This is a genomic window from uncultured Methanofollis sp., from assembly GCF_937919355.1.
GTDB lineage: Archaea > Halobacteriota > Methanomicrobia > Methanomicrobiales > Methanofollaceae > Methanofollis.
In genome coordinates this window covers 1-19,714 of record NZ_CALFSA010000056.1, presented here as the reverse complement: position 1 = coordinate 19,714, position 19,714 = coordinate 1, and the positions used below count along the sequence as shown (strand labels likewise).

General features: G+C 63.7%; 15 protein-coding genes. 4 read left to right on the top strand and 11 right to left on the bottom strand.

Annotation, left to right across the window (positions count from 1 at the left end):
* Positions 1-449: 449 nt before the first annotated feature.
* Genes Q0520_RS02750 through Q0520_RS02740 form a run of 3 tightly spaced genes read right to left on the bottom strand, consistent with a single transcriptional unit; the run spans position 450 to position 4,586 of the window.
* Entirely contained in the window at positions 450-3,212 is a 2,763-nt protein-coding gene (locus tag Q0520_RS02750; RefSeq protein WP_298666282.1) for a DEAD/DEAH box helicase, read from the bottom strand.
* Complete coding sequence (locus tag Q0520_RS02745) at positions 3,139-3,876, bottom strand: metallophosphoesterase (protein WP_298666279.1); 738 nt, start codon at positions 3,874-3,876, stop codon at positions 3,139-3,141. The genes Q0520_RS02750 and Q0520_RS02745 overlap by 74 nt, the downstream gene beginning before the upstream one ends.
* Positions 3,876-4,586, bottom strand: coding sequence for a hypothetical protein (locus tag Q0520_RS02740; protein WP_298666276.1), 711 nt, complete (start codon positions 4,584-4,586; stop codon positions 3,876-3,878). The genes Q0520_RS02745 and Q0520_RS02740 overlap by 1 nt, the downstream gene beginning before the upstream one ends.
* Before the next feature lie 78 nt (positions 4,587-4,664).
* Here Q0520_RS02740 and Q0520_RS02735 point away from each other — a divergent pair, with 78 nt between their 5' ends.
* Genes Q0520_RS02735 through Q0520_RS02725 form a run of 3 tightly spaced genes read left to right on the top strand, consistent with a single transcriptional unit; the run spans position 4,665 to position 9,912 of the window.
* Positions 4,665-5,633, top strand: a complete 969-nt coding sequence (locus Q0520_RS02735) for a replication factor C small subunit (protein ID WP_298666273.1) — start codon at positions 4,665-4,667, stop codon at positions 5,631-5,633.
* 59 nt (positions 5,634-5,692) lie between these two features.
* A complete protein-coding gene (locus Q0520_RS02730; RefSeq protein WP_298666287.1) occupies positions 5,693-7,816 on the top strand; it encodes a minichromosome maintenance protein MCM in 2,124 nt (707 codons plus the stop codon).
* Between the two features lie 2 nt (positions 7,817-7,818).
* Complete coding sequence (locus Q0520_RS02725) at positions 7,819-9,912, top strand: minichromosome maintenance protein MCM (protein WP_298666270.1); 2,094 nt, start codon at positions 7,819-7,821, stop codon at positions 9,910-9,912.
* Positions 9,913-10,592: 680 nt separating this feature from the next.
* Here Q0520_RS02725 and Q0520_RS02720 read toward each other — a convergent pair.
* From Q0520_RS02720 to Q0520_RS02690, 7 genes are all read right to left on the bottom strand, one after another.
* Positions 10,593-11,408: an ABC transporter ATP-binding protein gene (locus tag Q0520_RS02720; RefSeq protein WP_298666268.1), complete on the bottom strand. Its 816-nt coding sequence runs from the start codon at positions 11,406-11,408 to the stop codon at positions 10,593-10,595.
* A gap of 5 nt (positions 11,409-11,413) precedes the next feature.
* Positions 11,414-11,980 (bottom strand): YeeE/YedE thiosulfate transporter family protein, encoded by a 567-nt coding sequence (locus Q0520_RS02715; RefSeq protein WP_298666284.1) that lies wholly within the window; start codon positions 11,978-11,980, stop codon positions 11,414-11,416.
* Positions 11,977-12,477, bottom strand: a complete 501-nt coding sequence (locus Q0520_RS02710; RefSeq protein WP_298666266.1) for a YeeE/YedE thiosulfate transporter family protein — start codon at positions 12,475-12,477, stop codon at positions 11,977-11,979. Before Q0520_RS02710 ends, Q0520_RS02715 begins: the two co-directional genes overlap by 4 nt.
* A 10-nt stretch (positions 12,478-12,487) precedes the next feature.
* Positions 12,488-13,852: an MBL fold metallo-hydrolase gene (locus Q0520_RS02705; RefSeq protein WP_298666265.1), complete on the bottom strand. Its 1,365-nt coding sequence runs from the start codon at positions 13,850-13,852 to the stop codon at positions 12,488-12,490.
* Between the two features lie 35 nt (positions 13,853-13,887).
* Complete coding sequence (locus tag Q0520_RS02700; RefSeq protein ID WP_298666262.1) at positions 13,888-15,666, bottom strand: SLC13 family permease; 1,779 nt, start codon at positions 15,664-15,666, stop codon at positions 13,888-13,890.
* Positions 15,667-15,773: 107 nt separating this feature from the next.
* Entirely contained in the window at positions 15,774-16,436 is a 663-nt protein-coding gene (locus Q0520_RS02695; RefSeq protein WP_298666260.1) for a winged helix-turn-helix transcriptional regulator, read from the bottom strand.
* 152 nt (positions 16,437-16,588) lie between these two features.
* Positions 16,589-17,035, bottom strand: coding sequence for a hypothetical protein (locus Q0520_RS02690; protein WP_298666259.1), 447 nt, complete (start codon positions 17,033-17,035; stop codon positions 16,589-16,591).
* A gap of 287 nt (positions 17,036-17,322) precedes the next feature.
* Here Q0520_RS02690 and Q0520_RS02685 point away from each other — a divergent pair, with 287 nt between their 5' ends.
* On the top strand, positions 17,323-17,913 hold the full coding sequence (locus Q0520_RS02685) for a HemK2/MTQ2 family protein methyltransferase (protein ID WP_298666257.1): 591 nt from the start codon (positions 17,323-17,325) through the stop codon (positions 17,911-17,913).
* Here Q0520_RS02685 and Q0520_RS02680 read toward each other — a convergent pair.
* On the bottom strand, positions 17,910-19,622 hold the full coding sequence (locus tag Q0520_RS02680; RefSeq protein WP_298666254.1) for a histidine kinase N-terminal 7TM domain-containing protein: 1,713 nt from the start codon (positions 19,620-19,622) through the stop codon (positions 17,910-17,912). The genes Q0520_RS02685 and Q0520_RS02680 overlap by 4 nt on opposite strands.
* Between the last annotated feature and the right edge of the window lie 92 nt (positions 19,623-19,714).

The window sequence follows — 19,714 nt, the reverse complement described above, 5'->3', positions numbered from 1 at the left end:
GACGCTCTTCCGATCTGGATTGGACTTTAAATGAGTAATCCCTGCATTTTGAAGAGGGGGCTGCCCTCCACCCCCTATCCTAATGGCAGGGTGCGAGCGATAGCGAGCATGAGAAATACAGGAAAATCGAAGATTTGCCGTTGACCGTGAAGTTTTCGAGTGACGACCAGAGGGAGTCGAGAAGACGGAGTCTTCAAGGCAGCCCCCCGGCAGATGCACTCCAAAACAGGATTTTTACAGAGCCGAAAATCGAAGATTTTCCTGTTCAGGCACATCTTCGATGTGCCATGAATCGGATGCTTTCGAGGACGAGGGCGTAGTCCCCCAGCGGAGAGTGAGGAGAAGGCAGTGGATCGGCGCTCCCCGGTCTGGTGTAACAACGGACCCCCTCACTCCACGATCAGAATGACACATCTGTCGGAGAGTGCGAGGACCTCACCCACGCCACCTCACCAGAACCGGCGGGTCAGGACATAGTTCCTCTCCGCCTTCAGGATCTCCCTGTACATCCCGTCCTCGTCCCTGCTCTTTCCAAGGACCCGTGCAGCGGTCTCCGGGCCAACGCCCCGCGCGGCAAGGGCGATCACCGCTGGTTTCCCGTAACTGAGCACAAGATTGGCGTTCCGCAGGGCCCGCGCCTCGACCGACCGGTCTTCGGCACTCTTTTTCTTCTTCTTGATCTGCCCGATCTGCTCCTCCTCCCAGGGCTTGAGGGCGGCGATGAGGCGTGCAGAACAGAGGGGGCACTGCGGGCGGTCGGGCACCCGTTCAACGTGGGTCCGGCTCGTCCACTTCCTGCAGTGCATGCAGAAGAGGACCACCCGGTCACCGGCAAGGCGGCGTTTCAGGGTTGAGATCACCGCCTGGTCCGCGGTCGGCGGCGGGACCATGTCGCGAGACGATGAGAGGCCGTCGGCGCCGAGGACGGAGAGGGGGCCGATGTGGAGGTCAACCTCGCCGGCCTGCACCGCGGCGAAGACCTTCTGCGCCCCTTCCACGTCCATGATAGACCGGAAGAGTTCGTTGTACGCTTCGTCGGCAACGACCGTCCCCTCGAAGGACTCAAGGAGGCGATGGAGACTGATCTTCTCGTAGTCGGCGTCGGCGTCGATCGCCCCGAACTTCTTTGCGACCTGCACGAGTTTCCACTTGAAGAGTGCGGTCCGACGGAGGGCGAGGCGGAGGATGCCGCCAATATGCGCCGGGTCGGTGGTGACGAGGAACTCCCGCACCTCGGCCGCCCGGACGGCCTTCGGGAGCCTGAGCATCGCCCTGTAAGCCCCGCTCTCGATGCCGACCGTCGTGCCGTAGCGTGCCGAGATCAGGACGGAGAGCACCCGCGCAATCGCCTCGTTCGCACGGTGGCCGGCGCAGATGTTGCAGACGACGCCCTCGTCCGAGTTCTCCAGGGTGATCAGGCGGTCGGTCGGCACCGGCGTCCTGTTCCGGTCCATCTCCCGGAAATAGGCGGCGGCGAAGGCGAGCGCCTCCCCGTCGTCGGTGTAGGCGGCGAGGTCGCGCGTCCGGCGCAGGCGACCGACCTCGTCTGCCACGGCATAGGGGACAGGGATCTGCTCACCCTCCCATGAGGGAAGTTCGCCTTTCGCTTCCCGCGCCGGTTCGACGGTAAGGCGGCCGTCCTCGAAGTCGAGCACCCGCCACAACTGCCCCTGCGTAATGAAGACCGCACCCGTGTGGACGAAACCGACGACAAAGGACTCGTCCAGTGTCCCGACCGTCCGCCTGGCGACCATGTCGTAGACCGGCACCTTCCTCTCGTCATGGATCATCGAGAGGTTCGCGGAGAGGTACCGCCGGGCACGGGAAGTGGTGATGATCCGGCGGGCCTTCCCCTCCCCGTCCAGCCTGATCAGCCGGTATCCTTCAAGTTGTGTGCAGACGGCGTCGAGGAGCGTGCCGACGTCTTCGAAACACCCGGAGCGTTCAAAGATGGTGCGGACTTTCTCCACCGCGACCTCGCCGTACTCCACTGCAAGGGCGGCAACGGCATTGGCGCAGACGTCGGCGGCATTGAGGTAGGGTGCGACCTCCTCGACCTCCCCCTCCCGCGCCCGACGCATGATCACGAGAGACTCGAGGAGGTCGTCGAAACCGGTCGCAAGCACCGTCCCCCGCGAGACGGCGTACAACTGGTGACCGGCCCTCCCGACCCTCTGGACGAGACGGGCCACCTCGCGGGGGCTGCCGAACTGGACCACATGGGCGATGTGCCCGATATCGATGCCGAGTTCCATCGAAGAGGTGCAGATGAGGCTCCGCACCGCGCCTGCCCTGAACCTGTCCTCGGCGTCGACCCGCACCTCCTTCGAGAGGGAACCATGGTGGACCTCGACATCGCCCCTCTCCAACAGGGCGTGGCCGAGCGCCTCGGCGGTGACGCGGGTGTTCACGAAGACGAGAGAAGAAGTTTCGGCGTCGATCATCTCGCTCACACAGGCCGCCTGTTTCGGAAAATCGCCGCCGCAGAAGCGGACCGAGAGGTCGAGTTGCTTTGCGACCGGCACCTCGACGAGGGTGAAGGGGCGGGCGCCGCAGAGGTAGCGGCCGATATCCTCCGGGTTGCCGACCGTCGCCGAGAGACCGATCCTCTGGAACTCCCCGGCGTACTCCTGTATCCTTTCGAGGGCGACGGCGAGTTGAGCGCCGCGCTTGCTCCCGGCAAGTTCGTGGATCTCGTCGACGATAACGTGGCCGACATGTGTGAGGTGCTGCCGCAGCCTCCTGCCCATGAAGAGGGCCTGCACCGTCTCCGGGGTCGTGATCAGGAGGTCGGGCGGCGAGAGGGCCTGCTGGCGGCGGACATTCTGGGGCGTGTCGCCGTGCCGCACCCCGACGGTGAGGCCGAGCCTCTTGCACCACCACTGGAGGCGCTCCAGGATGTCGCGGTTGAGGGCGCGCAGGGGCGTGATGTACAGCGCCCTGATGCCGGGTCCGCCCTCTTTGAGCAGGGCGTTGAAGACCGGGAACATAGCACTCTCCGTCTTGCCGGTGCCGGTGGGGGCGATGAGGACCAGATGGTCGCCGGCGAGGAGGTGCGGGATCGCCAGTTCCTGCGCCTCGGAAAGTTCCTCGAAACCCCGCTCGTCGATGAGCGCCCGCACCCGCGGGTCGAGGAGGTCACGCGCCGCGCTGTTCCCTGATCTCTGCAAGGGTCCCGATGTAGGTCCCGTCACGCAGCCACACCTCGGCATCGTCTTCGTCGATACACCGCACGAGCGGACCAAGCCCGCTCTCTCTCAGTTCGAGCACGTCCACACCCCCGGAAAACTCGCAGGCAGCCGGGACGGCGAGGAGGCGGGTCCCGTCTCCCCGGCCCTCGCCAGTGAGAGGCGAGTACAGGTAGGCGGGTTCTGCCCGCAGGGAACACCCCACCTCGTCAGAGAGAGAGACGACCGGGTGGAGGTGGCCGATGACGAGGAGGCCCCCGGCAAGGTCGGGGTCGGGATTCGTATGGCCGTGGAGGTAGCCGACCCCGTCGATACGGATTCCTGTTGCAGGGAGGAGTTCACCGTCCTTGAGGAAACGTGCGATCCCGCCGTCATGATTGCCGGGCATCACCTTCACCTCCGTCAGAGCCCTGAAGGAGTCGAGGAGGGCCGGGAGTTCGTCGTACTCCTGCCTGCTTGTTATGGGCACCATGTGCTTCACGTCGCCGAGGAGGAGGAGGAGGTCGGGGTCTGTCTCCCTGATGGCGTCGGCGACCCGCGCCGCCCTCTCCCTGCTCCTGCTCTGCACGTGCACCCCTGCACGGGCAAGGCCGGACTCGATCCCGAAGTGGAGGTCGGCGACGACGAGCACACGCATCGTATTCTCCATCAGGAGGGCCGGGACCCCGGGGAGGAACTCCGGGTGCATCAGATCAGCCTCACCTGCCCGGCCGAGGGAGTATAGCACTCTCCCTCTTCGAGCAGTGCGCCGAGGGCCGCTTCGGCCGCCGCCCTCCCGACGCCCCTCTCCCCGGCGCGGGCAAAGAGGTCCTCCTCGGCAGTCCGGCGACCTGGACACTCTTCAAGGAGGGATATGAGAAGAGAGCGGGCGTCAAGGGCCGCCGCACCGCCGGCCGGTCCCTCGGGCACGCTTGAAAGTGCCGTCCTGACCATCCCGGCCATACCGGCGATCTCCCCGGCGTCGCCGTCGGCAGCGGCGAGCGCCTCGATCCGCCCGAGGGTGAGGTCGGCCGTCCGCAGCACCCAGAGGTCCCGCACCGGTTTTTCCACCCGCACCACCGCCTCGGGCACCACGACGGCCTCGCCACCGGAGACAGCGAGGGTCCCGCTCACCGCGACAAATGCCGGGGGCTCGATAGAACGTAAGGAATCGGCCGCCTCGCCGCGCCACCCGGTGGAGACCGTGACCGTGCCTGTCGGGTCGGCGACGCGGGCGGTGACCCGGCCTCCGGCGGCCCTGACCGCTGTCAGGGCGCCCGTGAAGAAGACACGCCGCCCGCGCGCACCGGTCGGTGAAAGGAAGGTCTCGCCGTCAAAGACCGTCGTCCGCACCATCTCCCCGGCAAACAGTCTGACTGCCGCCGCAAGACTGGCAACCCGACCATTCGGCGCATTCATACCGTAAAGTTGTACCCCCCGGTCACATAAAGATCAGGATGACAGCATATTCATGTCTGGAGAAACAATCACTCTGTGATGGAGGGCAACAACACCATCTGGATCGAGAAATACCGGCCGCAAAAACTTGCGGACATGGTAGGACACCCGGAGATCGTCGAGCGTCTCCGGTCATACGTGAAGAGCGGCACTCTCCCCCATCTCCTCTTCACAGGTCCTGCCGGCGTCGGCAAGACCACCGCCGCCGTAGCCCTTGCCAAAGAATTCTTCGGCGAGACCTGGCAGATGAACTTCAGGGAGATGAACGCCTCGGACGAGCGCGGGATCGACGTGGTCAGGAACCAGATCAAGGGTTTCGCCCGGACCTCCCCGCTCGGCGGCGCAACCTTCAAGATCCTCTTCCTGGACGAGGCCGACGCCCTCACGACCGACGCCCAGGCCGCACTCAGGCGGACCATGGAAAACTACGCCCAGACCTGCCGGTTCATACTCTCCTGCAACTACTCATCGAAGATCATCGACCCCATCCAGAGCCGGTGCGCCATCTACCGTTTCAGGCCCCTCGACGAGGCGGCAGTCGCTGAGCAGGTGCGGAGAGTCGCCGTGACCGAGGGCCTGACCCTCAGCGACGACGCAGTACAGGCGATCGTCTATATCGCCGAAGGCGACATGAGAAAGGCTCTCAACGCCCTGCAGGGTGCGGCGATCATCTCGCACGATATCGGCGCCGGCATGATCTATGAGACGACTTCGACGGCACGGCCCGACGAGATCAGGGGACTCCTCGACCTCTCGATACAGGGCGACTTCCCCGCCGCCGAAGGGGCGCTCCACCGCCTCATGCGCGACCGGGGAATAGCCCCGAACGAACTGATCAACCAGTGCTTCAGGGAAGTCGTCCGTTCTGACATGGCAACCCCCCTCAAGGTCGCCTTCATCGACCACCTCGGCGAGGCCGACTTCAGGATCTCCGAAGGAGCAGACGCCTCCATCCAGATGGAGGCACTGATCGCCCTCTTTGTTCTTGCCGTACAGAAGAACGGATAAAACGTCATTCAAACCCGGACAGCCACCTTGATGGAGGAGGCCCCCCATATATGATACCGATGTCACCCCGCCAGAAAACTGAAGTGACCGACGTCGTCAGCGACTGGGAGACATTCCTCAAGCGGCAGTATAACCGGAAAGAGCGGGTCGAACTCTCGAAGGAGTTCCCCCACAAACGCTCCTTTTACATCGATTACAGGAACCTCGAAGCATTCGGCAGGCGCGGCCTCGCCCTCGCCGACGAACTCATCGAGCGCCCTGAAAAGGTGATGAACGACGTCAAGGACGCCCTCGTCCGCCTCGGCATCATCGAGGAGAAGGACAGACGCATCGTTCATGTCAGGTTCACGAACCTCACCAGAAAGACGAAGATCAGGGACATCAGGGCAAACCAGATCAACACCTTCGTCGCCGTGGAGGGGATACTCAGGAAGACGACCGAGGTCAGGCCGAGGATCGTCTCCGCGGTCTTCAAATGCCTGGAGTGCGGCCAGTTCACCCCGCCGTACTCCCAGACCTACGGCAGGTTCCAGGACCCCTTCAGGGTCTGCGCCAATTGCCAGAAGAAGACGCCCCTCGAACTCGTGCCCGAGAAATCCGAGTTCGTGGACGCCCAGAAATTGCGTATCCAGGAGTCCCCGGAGGGCCTCCGCGGTGGCGAACAGCCGCAGACCATAGACGTGGACGTGACCGACGACCTGACAGGTGGTTCCGCACCCGGCGACAGGGTGGTGATCACCGGCATCCTCAGGTCTTTCCAGCGGATCAACGCAGGCACGAAGTCCACCCTCTTCGACATCTACCTGGAGTGCAACGCGATCGAGGTGGCCGAGAAGGAGTTCGAGGAGGTGAATATCACCGAGGAAGACGAGGAGGCGATCCATGAACTTTCGAAGGACCCGAAGATCTACTCGAAGATCGCACGCTCCATCGCCCCGACGATCTACGGGAACACGGACGTGAAGGAGGCTGTCGCCCTCCAGCTCTTCGGCGGTATCCCGAAGGAGATGCCCGACGGTTCCCGCCTCCGCGGCGACATCCATGTCCTCCTGGTCGGCGACCCGGGTATCGCAAAGTCCCAGCTCCTCAGGTATATCGTGCAACTCTCCCCCCGCGGCATCTACACCTCGGGCAAGTCCTCGACCTCTGCGGGCCTCACGGCGACGGCGGTGAAGGACGAGTTCGGCGACGGCCGCTGGACGCTGGAAGCCGGCGCCCTCGTCCTTGCAGATATGGGCATGGCGGCTGTCGATGAACTGGACAAGATGGACAAGGAGGACAGGTCGGCCCTCCACGAAGCGATGGAGCAGCAAACCGTGTCGATTGCGAAAGCGGGCATCACCGCTACGCTCCGTTCCCGCTGCGCACTCCTCGGCGCCGCAAACCCAAAGATGGGTCGTTTCGACGAGTATTCACCCATCGGCGAGCAGATCAACATGCCGCCCTCCCTCCTCTCCCGTTTCGACCTCATCTTCATCATGACGGACAAGCCCGACTCGGCCCGCGACATGGCGATCGCGGAGCACATCCTCAAGTCCCACGCCGTCGGCGAACTGATCGAGAAGAAGAGGCGGATGCCGGTTGAAGGCGTGGACGACGCCTATATCCAGCAACAACTCAAGCCGGTGACACCGGACATCGAGCCCCTCCTCTTCCGCAAGTACATCGCGTACGCCAAGCGGACCTGCTTCCCGACGATCGTCCCCGAGGCGCGGGACGCCCTGCGGGACTACTACCTCCAGCTGCGGAACCTGGCGGACAACAACAAACCGGTGCCGGTGACCGCACGGCAACTTGAAGCCCTCGTCCGCCTCGGCGAGGCGAGTGCACGGATCCGTCTCTCGCCGACGGTGGACATGGAAGATGCACAGCGGGTGATCAAGATCGTGGACACCTGTCTCCGTCAGGTCGCCTATGACGCCGAGTCGGGCACTTTCGATATCGACAAGTGGACGACCGGGATCTCGAAGAAGCAGCGGGACATCATCAGGACAGTGAAGGAGGTCATCAGGGACATCGGCGGCGACGACGGTTCCGCAAATGTCGAGCAGGTGGTCGAGGAGATGATCAGGCAGGGCTTTGCAAAGGAGAAGGTCGATGCGACGATCAAGATGCTCAAGAACGAGGGCGAGATCGTCGAACTCCGGGCCGGGATCATCAAACTCTTCGTACGGGAGTATTAGAGATGGGAGACGAGGTCACCGATGTGGTGGGGGAGTGGGTAAACTTCCTCTCCCGGTACTGCCGGCGAGAACTCGCCGAGATCGAGAGGGAGTTCCCCTTCAAGCGCTCCCTGTACATCGACTACCGGACACTGCAGGCTTCAGGTAAATCCGGCCTGCGCCTTGCGGACGAGGTGATCGAGCGTCCGGGCAAGGCGATCGGCGACATAAGGGACGCACTCCGCCAGATCACCGCCATCGGCGAGGAGAAGGCAGGGCGGGTCAATGTCCGCTTCCACCACATTGAGCGTGTCACCGGCATCAGGGACATCAGGGCCTCTCACATCAACCGTTTCGTCTCGGTGAAGGGGATCATCAGGAAGACGACGGAGGTGCGGCCGCGGATCGTCGAGGCGGTCTTCCAGTGTCCGGGGTGCAGTTCCACGACGACAGTGCGGCAGGGCTACGGGAACTTCGAGGAACCGGAGGAGTGCCCGAACCCCGAGTGCAACAGGCGCAAACTGAAACTCCTCCAGGCAAAGTCGCGGTACGTGGACTCGCAGAAGGTGCGTATCCAGGAGTCGCCCGAAGGTCTGCGGGGCGGCGAGCGTCCCCAGACCCTCGACGTCGAGGTGGCCGACGACCTCACGGGCGCGATCGCACCCGGCGACAGGGTGGTCCTCAACGGCATCCTCCGCTCGAAACAGCGTGTGAACTACGGGACGAAGTCCACTCTCTTCGATATCTACCTGGAGTGCTCCTCGATCGAGGCGCCGGAGAGGGAGTTCGAGGAGGTGAACATCTCCGACGAGGACGAGGACGAGATCCTTGAACTCTCGCACGACCCTGACCTGTACGGGAAGATCACCGGTTCGATCGCCCCCTCGATCTACGGGAACACCGAGGTGAAGGAGGCGATCGCCTTCCAACTCTTCGGGGGAGTTGCGAAGGACCTGCCTGACGGTTCCCGTCTCCGGGGCGACATCCACGTCCTCCTGGTCGGCGACCCCGGTATTGCGAAGTCTCAGATGCTCAGGTACGTCGTGCAGATCTCGCCGCGGGGCGTGTACACGTCGGGCAAGTCCTCGACTTCCGCAGGCCTGACGGCGACGGCGGTGAAGGACGACTTCGGCGACGGGAGCTGGACCCTGGAGGCGGGCGCTCTCGTCCTCGCGGACATGGGGATCGCCGCGGTGGACGAGATGGACAAGATGCAGAAGGAGGACAGGTCGGCCCTCCACGAGGCGATGGAGCAGCAGAGTATTTCGGTCGCAAAGGCCGGGATCACGGCGACGCTCCGCTCCCGCTGCGCACTCCTCGGCGCCGCAAACCCGAAACTCGGACGGTTCGACGCCTTCGTCCCTATCGCCGAGCAGATCAACATGCCGCCTTCGCTCCTCTCCCGTTTCGATCTCATCTTCATCATGACGGACAAACCCGACCACACGCGGGACACGGCGATCGCAAAGCACATTATCTCGGCACACAGGGTCGGGGAACTGATCATGCAGAAACAGGAGGGGCCCCTCCCGGAGGAGCACGCCGACCTGCTGGAGAGCGAGAGCACGGTGGTGGAACCGCCGATCGTACCCGAACTCCTCCGGAAATATATCGCCTACGCAAAGAGGCACGTGACGCCCCTCATCACCGACGGCGCGAAGGAGATGCTCATCAAATACTACCTCAGGCTCCGCGACCTCGCCGACGATAACAAGCCGGTGCCGGTGACGGCCCGGCAACTCGAGGCGTTGATCCGCCTCGGCGAGGCGAGCGCACGGATGCGCCTCTCAAAGACAGTCGAGCCCGATGACGCGGAGAGGGTGATCACGATCGTGGACGCCTGTCTCCGGCAGGTCGCCTACGACGCCGAGACCGGCACCCTGGACATCGACAAATGGACGACCGGGATCACGAAGAAGAAGAGGGACATCATCCGCACCATCAGGGAGACGATCAAGACGCTCGGCGGCGACGACGGCACCGCAAAGATGGAGGAGGTCGTCGAGACACTGGTCCAGCAGGGCTATGACCGCGACGAGGTGCAGGAGAACCTGGACAAGATGGTCCGCTTCGGCGAGGCGATGCAGCCGCGGCGCGGGATCGTCCGGTTGATCTGAGGGGAGAGGGGATTTTCTTTTTTCGGGTCTAGTTGCGGGAACCTTTGCGTCCCGGGTATAGGATTGGAGAGATGGCAATCTGCCCTCCTTCAGAAGGTCTGCTTCGTCTTCCCCGGTCCAATCCTGAGCAGGGGTCCGGGGGCGTCAGTCCCCCGGCGATCTCTATGGGGAAGGCAGTTGATCAGCGCTCTCTTCTCCAGGGGACTGCCACTCGAAGAAGTATGTTTTTCTTAAGGGCGCTGTTGCTCCTTCCCCACCATCCCCCTGCCATTACGATTGCATGAAAATACTTCCCTGAGTGAGAACCAAAGAAATCCTGTTTTGGTCTGCCTGTGCCACCCCCTGATCCCATGAAGAGCGGTGCGGATCCCCCTGTCTTCCCCACACTCGACACCGGGGGACTGCCTCGAAAGCCTTCGGCTTTCTCGTTGCCCCCGGACCCCTGAAACAGGATAGGGGCAGGGAAGACAGGACCGAAGTCCAGAAGGAGTATGCCAATCCCGCCCCATGAGTTACCATGATAATGATCCCAGAGAACGACTCTCCAGGTGTGCACGAGGATGCGACTCTCATCAAGCCAATCTAGACCGAGATGGAGAGGACAGAACCACTGTCTGAACGGTCCCCCGGCGCGAGCGTGCGGGAGGCACACCGATCAGCAGTCCTCCCCGGCGTCCTCCCTAATACCCGCTCGCATAATACCACCCTCCCTCTTCCCTGATATGCACCGGGACGTCGAAGAGGCCGCCGATCACCTCATCGGTCAGGACCTCTTCCTTCGGGCCGTCGCCATAGATACGCCCGTCTTTCATCAGTACCACCCGCGAGATCTCGGGGATGATGTCGTGGAGGTTGTGGGTGACCATGACCACGCCGGTGCCTGAGCGTGCGACCTTCCGCAGCACCGAGCGGAGGTGGTGGAGGGCGTGGAGGTCGAGTCCGGCGGTGGGTTCGTCCAGGATGAGGGCGGCGGGGTCGTGGACGAGAGCGCGGCCGATGAGAAAGCGCCTCGCCTCGCCGGTGGACATCCGCGTCATGGGGCGGTCGGCGAGGTGCTCGACCTCCAGAAAGCCGATGACCTCGTCGGCCCTCTCGTCCATCGCCGGGGTGACCTCGTGCCTGAAGAGGCCGACACTGGAGAAGAAACCGGAGAGGACGACGTCACGCCCGGTGATCTCGCGGGTGAAGGTGAACTGCAGGTCCGCGGAGACGATGCCGAGGAGGGAGCGGAGGGCGCCCACCTGCCACACCTCCTCACCGAGGACCGAAAACCTGCGGTCCGGGTGCGTCAGCGGGTAGTACTCCCGCGTTATCGTCTTGATCAGGGACGACTTCCCCGACCCGTTCGGTCCGAGGATGGCGAGGTGCTCGCTGGCACCGACGGTGAGGGAGAGGGAGTCGAGGACTTTTCTGTCCTCTTTCATGACGGTGATATGCGCGAAGTCCAGCAACGGCGGGGGCGGGGCAGGGGTCTCGAACGTCTCTCTGTGCGTCATCCTGATCAGAGCCCCAGGTATTCAAGAGCGTAGAGGACGGCCGCGATCAGGAGGACGAGCGGCACCACCACCACCCGGGGGTTGACATGCAGGACCTCGGGGATGGTGGCGGTCGGGAACTTCCCCAGCCCGAGCACCGACGCCTCAAGGCGGGGGTAGAGGACCGAGAAGATGCCGGCCCCGATGAGGATGCCGGTCACCCCGCCGACGAGGGCGTCGAGGGCGCCCGACCCGACGGCGCCGGCCACCGTCCCCGGACAGTAGCCGAGGACCGCAAACCCCGCACCGAAGATCGCCCCGCCGACGACTGTTGCGCCGACCGAACCCGGCTTGATGTGAAGGTCGGCAAGGCCCGCCGCCCGCATCAGGTGGACGCCGAGCGTGCCGACGGCCACCGCAGTGAGCATCACCTTCACCACCGTGAAATCGGTGAGCAGGAGCTGGCCGATGATCACATCATAGCGCGTGACGCCGGCGACCTGGAGGCAGGCGCCGAAGGCAACCCCCATCGCCAGTCCGAGGGAGAGTTGCACCGGCGCATTCCGGCGCAGGCGCTTCAGGGCGTCCTTCATGGCCACACCCCGTAGAGGAGGAAGGCGGAGAGGATGCCGCTTGTAAAGAAGACGACGACCGCCACCCAGCTCGAGAGGGCCATCTGGAGAGTGCCGGAGATCCCGTGCCCGCTCGTACACCCGCCGGCCCAGCGCGCACCTATCCCCATCAGGACGCCGCCGGCGAGGGCGACGGCGATCCTCAGGGGGACAGACGGCCCGAATGCCGCTTCAAAAGTCGGAGGGACCCAGACCAGGGCAAATTCCCCGGTCAGGAAGGCCGTCGCGAAGGCGCCGAGCACGATGCCGAGCACCAGCATCACCTCCCAGTCGACCTGCGGGGCGAACTGTTTGTAGTAGGCCCTGTCCAGCACCGCCTTCCCCCGGACGGCACGCTCGATCATGCCGCTCGCCCGGGCATAGGCCGTCGAGCACCCGAGGGGGCGGTCGGAGAGGAGGAATGCAAGCCAGCTGAGCACGCCGATCCCGGCGCCTGCGATATAAGGTGTCCAGTCCATTGCCGCCACCTCAGGCATATCCTGCCGCACGGTAGCCGGTGGTCCCGCCGGCGGCGTTGTAGACCTCAACAAAACCTTTCTGCCTGAGGATGCTGCACCCGAGGCTCGAACGGTGGCCCGTCCTGCACATGACGACGAGGGGCCGGGCAGGGTCGAGGCCCGCTGAGCGCTCCCGCAGGTCGGTCACCATGATATTGACCGCACCCTCGACATGGTCCTCCTCGTACTCCTCCGGCGCCCGCACGTCCACCAGCACTGCCCTTCCTCCCGTGATCATCGCATGCGTCTCCGCAGGCGAGAGTTGAGGGACATGAGCGGCTGGATACCCGGCCGTCACCCAGGCATGGACGCCGCCGTCGAGGTAGCCGACGGCACGGTCCAGTCCCACGCGGCGGAGCATGACCACCGCCGCCTCCGCCTCTGCCCAACTCCCGGCGACGATCAGGACCTCCCTCTCCGGCGGGAGCACCCATCCGGCAAAGGTGGAGAAGTTCCCGGCAAGGTCGATGTGATAACTGCCGGGTACATGCTGACCCCCGAACGCGGCGTAGTCGTTGACGGAGAGGACGACCGCATCGCCTTTCCCGGCCCGATCCCTGAACTCGGCCGGTTTCATCGGCCTGATCGCCGGGAGGGTGCGGACGAGGGGCGGGCCGCGGCGGTTGATCTCGCTGCACCGGCTGAAGTGGTCGGGGGCCGGGGGCATGCCCGTGGTAAGCGAGCGGACGAACTCCTCCCTGTCGGCGATCGTCAATGCCGCGTTATACCGGCGCTCGTAGCCGATGGTGGTCGACCGCATCGAACCCATCGCCCGGCCGCAGAGCGACCCGGCGCCGTGCGCGGGAAAGACCATGCAGTGGTCGGGGAGGGCGAGGATCTTATCGTGCAGGCTTTCATAGAGGTGCGCCGCAAGGTCCCGCGCCTGTCCGGGGAAGAGGTCGGGTCTTCCCACGTCCCCGACAAAGAGCGTGTCGCCGGGGAAGACAGCGACGGGTTCGTCGCCGCGGGAGAGGTCGGTGGCCACGTAGGTGACGCCGTCCGGGGTGTGCCCCGGCGTATCGAGGACGTCGAACCTGATATCCCCGACCGAGAACCGCGTCCCGTCGGCGACCGGTTCGTGCGGGAAGGCGCATGAACCCGATTCCGGCGCATAGATCCGGGCGCCGGTCTTCTCCGCCAGGTCCATGTGGCCGGAGACGAAATCGGCGTGCAGGTGCGTCTCAAGGACATGCGTGATCGTGAATCCGAGGTCTGCGGCGGCGTCGAGGTAACGGTCGATGTCACGCGCCGGGTCGATGACGGCGCAGGTGCCGGCCGTACCGACAAGATAGGAACTGTGCGCAATGCCCGGTATGAAGAACTGCTGAATCACCATTCTCCGTCCACTCCATCCATCTCTGGCGCGGATGATTATCCAAACACAATATAAATCCATCCCGAGACGATGAGGAGGAAGAGGACAGTCAATACCCCGCCTGCCCGGAGATAATCAACCGTGTGGTAGTCGCCCGAGGACATGAGAAAGGCGTTCACCTGGTGCGTCGGCAGGAGGAACGAGTTGGAGGCGCAGAGTCCCACAAGGAGGGCGAGGCCGCGGGGGTCGGTCCCGGTCTCGGCGCCGACGAGGAAGGCGATCGGGACCAGGATGACGACGGCGCCGAGATTGGACATCAGCAGGGAGAAGAGGGTCGCGAGTGCGCCGACGCCGATGAAGAGCAGGAGGGGGTGGGCGTCCCCGACGAGCGGGACCACGGTGCCGGCGATCAGTGCCGCCGTCCCGGTGGTGATCATCGCGGTCCCGAGGGGGATGAGGCCCGCGAGCAGGAAGACCGTCTTCCAGTCGATGGTGCGGTAGGCCTCGTCGATGGTGAGCACGCCGGCAAGGACCATGACGAGCGCCCCGGTGAGGAGGCCCATGGAGATCGGGATGCCGGTGAGGGTGAGGGCTATCCCCCCGGCAAAACAGAGGAGGGCGATGGGCGCCTTCTCCCGGCGCATCGCGGGTTCCTCGACTCGTGTAGAGAGCACGAAGTTCGGGTCGGCGGCAAGGGCGTGGATGTTGTTCCATGGCCCGAAGACCACGACGGTGTCGCCGGCGGTGAGAGGGGTGTCGGAGAAGTCCATGCGCATCTCGACGCCCCGTGAGGAGAGCATGAGGGGTTCGACGCCGTAGGTCTTTCTGAACGCGATCGCCCTGAAGGTCCGGCCGACGACCGGGGCGTGCGGCCTGACCATGAATTCCGCGAACCCGGCATACGCCCCTCCCACCCTCGCGGAGAGGCGCTCCCGGTCGGGGACGGGCAGGAGCGAGCAGTCGGCCGCGAAGCGCTCTGCGTCTTCCTCTCTCCCGAGGAGGGTGACGTACTGCCCGGCACGCAGGGTGGCGTGCCGCCACGGCGCGTAGGAGACCTCATCCTCTTCGGTGACGGCGAGGAGGTGGAGGGAGTAGTCGGTTTTCAGGCGCACCTCTTCCCGCTCCCTGCCGGCGAGAGGACTGGAGGCCGGGATGAGGTAGTGGTGCATCTCCGCGGGCAGGTGCCAGGTGTCCACGAGGTCTTGTCGGTTGGCCCCGGCGCAGCCGGGAGGGAGGACATATGCCCCCAGCAGGAGGAAGTAGATGACTTCCATGGAGAGGAGGATGAGGCCCGCCGGCGTCGCCGTGAAGAACCCGAACGCCTCCGCACCGCTGGCGACCATGAGGTCGTTCAGGAGGATCAGGGCCCCTGACCCGATCATGGTGAGGGTGCCGCCGCAGAGCGCCGCAAAACCCATCGGCATGACAAGGCGGGAGGGAGGGACCGCGGTCATTTTTGCGGCCCGCATCAGGGCGGGCTGGAAGAGGGCGACCGACCCGATGGCCGGTATGAATGCGGAGACGAGGCCGACGGAAACGGAGAAGAGTGTGCGAAGCCGTCTCTCTCCATTCCCGGCAATGCCGACGATGGACCGACTGAGGTGGCTCATGATGCCTGTGCGTTCGATCCCGCCCCCCAGGATCATCACCGAGATGATGGCGATCACGGCGTTGCTGGCAAACCCCGCGATCGCCTCCTGAGGGGTGACAAGGCCGAACCAGAAGAGCAGGAGGAGGACGAGGAGGGCGACAAGGTCGACCCGGATGAGTTCGGTGACGAAGAGCACGAACGCGATCCCGAGAACAAGGAACATCAGGATGATCTCTGTCTCCATGCCACGTCCCTCCGTCCAGGCGCCTCCTCTTCCCGGTGGTGGCGCGGCACGCCATTAAGACATTCGGTTCGGGAGGGGGAGAGGGCCAGCCGCGATCTCTGCGGCACTCAGGCAGTGCTGTGGTCGTCCTCTGACCCGTGGTCAAACGCAGGAAGACCACCTGAAGAGGCGGCATGCTCCTCCCTGAGCACGGCAGCAGCCCCGGGTTCGAGGGCATAGCACATCGACCGCCCGTCCTGCCATGACGAGACGACGGAAACCATCCTTTTCATATGCCAGGCAACGGCTGACCGCGAGAGGCCGAGTATTTCTGCAATCCGACTCTGGTTGATACCCGGGCGCTGGATGAGGAGACAGAGGATCTTCCGCCCGGTCCTGTTCCGGAGACAGATCATCACCTGCTGCTCTATCATACTATACCCCTGGCCGGGGAGGAAGTACCCGCTCTGCCCGTCCACCCGCGAGGCGATAAGATAGCCTTCTTTCCTCAACACCCAGAGGTGATACTGGACTGTCCCGGTGTTGCTCCCGATCTCCCTCACGATCTCGGAGAAGGGGATGCCCGGGTTCGCACGGATGCACGCGATGATCTCGGACCTGACCGGGTTGCTGAGCACGCTCTTGCTCTGCCGGGACCTGGTGCCGAGGACTGCAAAAGAGATAAGTACAGATAGGAGGGTGGAGGGCGCCACCAGAAGAGGGACAAAACAGATAAGGAGAAGGAAATGGGAGAGGGCATGGGCCACCGGGAGTCTGGTGACAGATTTCATGTCGGTATCATCCCACTCCGGACCTTCACCGGGGTCATATGCCGGATCGAAAAGATAGCGGTCTGCTGATACCGGGCAAACGAGAACAAGCAGTAGAAAAAAGGAGATGAGAGTTGCCCTCAAACAGGGCACACGCTCTAGGCACCTACTGCTCATGAAAGTTTGTGCTGCATCGTGTAGTCCTCGGTCCCTTCGACATCCTCCCCGACGACCCGCAGGTGCCATTCACCGGGCAGAATTCCAAAGGACTGGGAGAGGGAAAAACAGGTGCACCCATCTGTTATGCCGTCGTCGCTGTCATAGTATGTCCCGACAGCAGAAATCGGGTCATAGACTGTCAGAGCAAGGACATCGGACGTGTCTCCCCAGTCCAGTTTTACCGAGAGCTTTGTCGTACCCTCGGGTACATTCACGGAGAACCATTCGATTCCGTTCTGGCCGATGGTGTGGATCTGGGCCTGCGGGGAGACGGACTCAAGTGCATTGACAAATTCGTCATATCCCGCAGTCACACGATAGTCCCTGTCATCAGCAAGGTCTGCCGCAGCACCTCCCGGTACCAGCAGGAAGGCGCAGAGCAGCGCCGTCACAATCAGCATCTTCGACCTCATACAATGGAGGGGTGACTGAGACGCCTATTAAAGATATTGATACAACCATTTAACATTCAGATGCGCAACAGAGTTTCATCGCGCCATTGGGGGATGAAAAATATATGATCTTGAAAATAATCTCGTTTAGAATAGAAACAGCGCTGCAGAGCGCCGGCGCGCCATCTGCATGATGAAAATACCCGGATTAGGAGAAATATTTGCCGGGCAATGATACAGAAGAGGTCCTTCCTCCACAGGGATAAGGTGGAGAAGGCCCAACCAGATAGGCAGGAATGGAGTACCAGCACGACCAGGTCTACGAACCCGCGGAGGACACCTTCCTCCTCCGCGACGCCGCCCTTGCGGAGGTGCGGCCAGACGACCGCGTCCTCGAAGTCGGGTGCGGGAGCGGGGCGGTCTCGGCGGCCCTCCTCGGCCGGGCGGCGAGTGTCGCCGCCACAGACATCAACCCCCACGCCGTTGGTGCGGGGCGGGGGAGGGGCGTCGAGACGGTGCGGACCGACCTGATGGCAGGAGTCCGCGGCCCCTTCGACCTCGTCCTCTTCAACCCGCCGTACCTCCCGACACAACCGGAGGAGAGGATCGACGACTGGCTGGAATACGCACTTGACGGCGGGCCGACGGGCAGAGCGACGATCGAACGCTTTGCCGCCGACGTCGGGCGGGTGCTTGCGCCCTTTGGCCGCGTCCTCCTCCTCGTCTCCTCCCTGACAGGCCCCGACGAGGTGCGGAAACTCTTCACCGACCTCGGCTATATCGTGCTCCTCGCCGCGGAGGAGAGGGTGGAGGACGAAGACCTCCTCGTGCTCCGGATCAGCCGCGACCTCTGCCGCTGCGGCCGTTGCGCCGGGCGCGATGACTAACACCTGCTGAGCCTGAAACGTCCCGGCGGGACAGAGATCTCGAACCTGGCCCCGGCACCGGGTGTCCCTATCTCCCGGATCGTCATGCCAGTGATCCCCAGGATCTCCCGGACGAGAAAGAGGCCAAGGCCGGTGTGTCTCCCGACACCCTTGAGGAATATCGTCTCCTTCTTCTCATCGGGGACACCGACGCCGTTGTCCTCCACGACAATGGTGAAGCCATCGCCCTCCCACTTGCACTCGGGACGGCAGGATATCTTCATGACCGTCACCCCCCCGCCATGCTCCAGGGCATTGTCGACAAGGTTGTAAAGGGCCCGTTCAAGGAGGGGGTCGGCATAGACCTCCACACCGCCGACGGCGACCTCGGTGCGCACCCTGCCCCGCACTGCCGCCCCCAGTGCTCTCTCTGCCACGCCCCTCAGGTCGAACCACTGCGGGGTGTTCAGCCCTACCGCCTGATACTCGCGGGTAAACTCCATCTGCTGGCGGATCGTGCCGGCGGCATCGAGGCTCTTTCTGATATATCCCCTGACCTCCCGGGGGTCGTCCGACTCCAGGGCGATGTCGAGGTAACCGATGACGCCTGCAAGGAGGTTGAGGGTGTCGTGGCGGGTGATCCCTTCAAGCAGGTTCAATCTCTCGTTCGCCTTCCTGAGTGCGGCCTGTTCACTCCGCAGTTCGGTGACGTCGTGGAGGACGAAGAGGCACCCGTGCAGGCCAGAGGAGGAGGCACCGGCGTGCTGGCACCGCACAGCAAAGGTCCTGGGCAATCCTGCGACCGTCATCTCCACCTCGGTCTCCTCGACCCCTTTCTCATCCCGACATCCTGCAATGACAGGTGCAAGCACCGGCAGGACCTGATCGAGGGGGCGGCCTATCGCGTCATCCTCGGTCACCCCGGCAATACCTGCCGCTGCCGGGTTGATGTCGACGATGACGCCGCCCTCGTTGACCACGACCACACCGTCTGTCATGACCCCGGGGAGGAGGGACCGCGCCGCAGGCATGACAGAGAAGAGACCGTACCTGACCGTCGCCATCTCCAGGGTCAGGCCGGTGACAAGGAAACTCAGCGGCGTCAGGTCCAGCAACCGTACAGGCCCCATGCTGAAGACATAGAGGATGTTGGCCACCAGGGGAATGGTCGACGCGATCAGGAGGAGCCCGATCTGTGGGCGGTACACGCGGGGAGACGAGATGAAATGGTTGACCAGCAGGGCAATCCCGAAAAGGTTCATCGCAGTGAAACCGGCCCATGCCACCCAGAAGAGCGGACCGTGGGAGAAGGCCCATATGATGGCACCGGCAGCGACCACCGGTGTAAAGCCGGTATAGTACAGGTGGTGGAAGTCGTTGGTGAGGAGGGCGGCGGAGACAAAAGCCGGGAAGAGCAGGAGGGCGCACCGCCATGTACGGGTGAGGAGACTCTCCCGGCCGGTATAGGAGAGGACGAAGAAGACAAAACCGAGAGAGGCCGCCATGATGCCCGCATACTCGACATAGGTACAGAGGAGGCTTGAGGGGAGGTCGGCGACGGCGAGGGACAGCGCATAGGCGGCGCTCCAGGTCGTCGCACCCAGGAGGAAGAGCGTGAGTGCCGGTCCTCCGGCAACCCTCCGGTTGTACCATGCAATCGCTGCAAGGACACCTGTCATGATGGCCGGGATGAGAAGAGGGAGAACAAGAGGTGAGTACTGCCAGAGCATCGGGGATCACAGTGTGAATTCATAGAATAGGTTGTGCGAGCGTAAAATCCCTCCTCATACCGCCGGATACGGGAGGGAGAGGAGGATCTCCG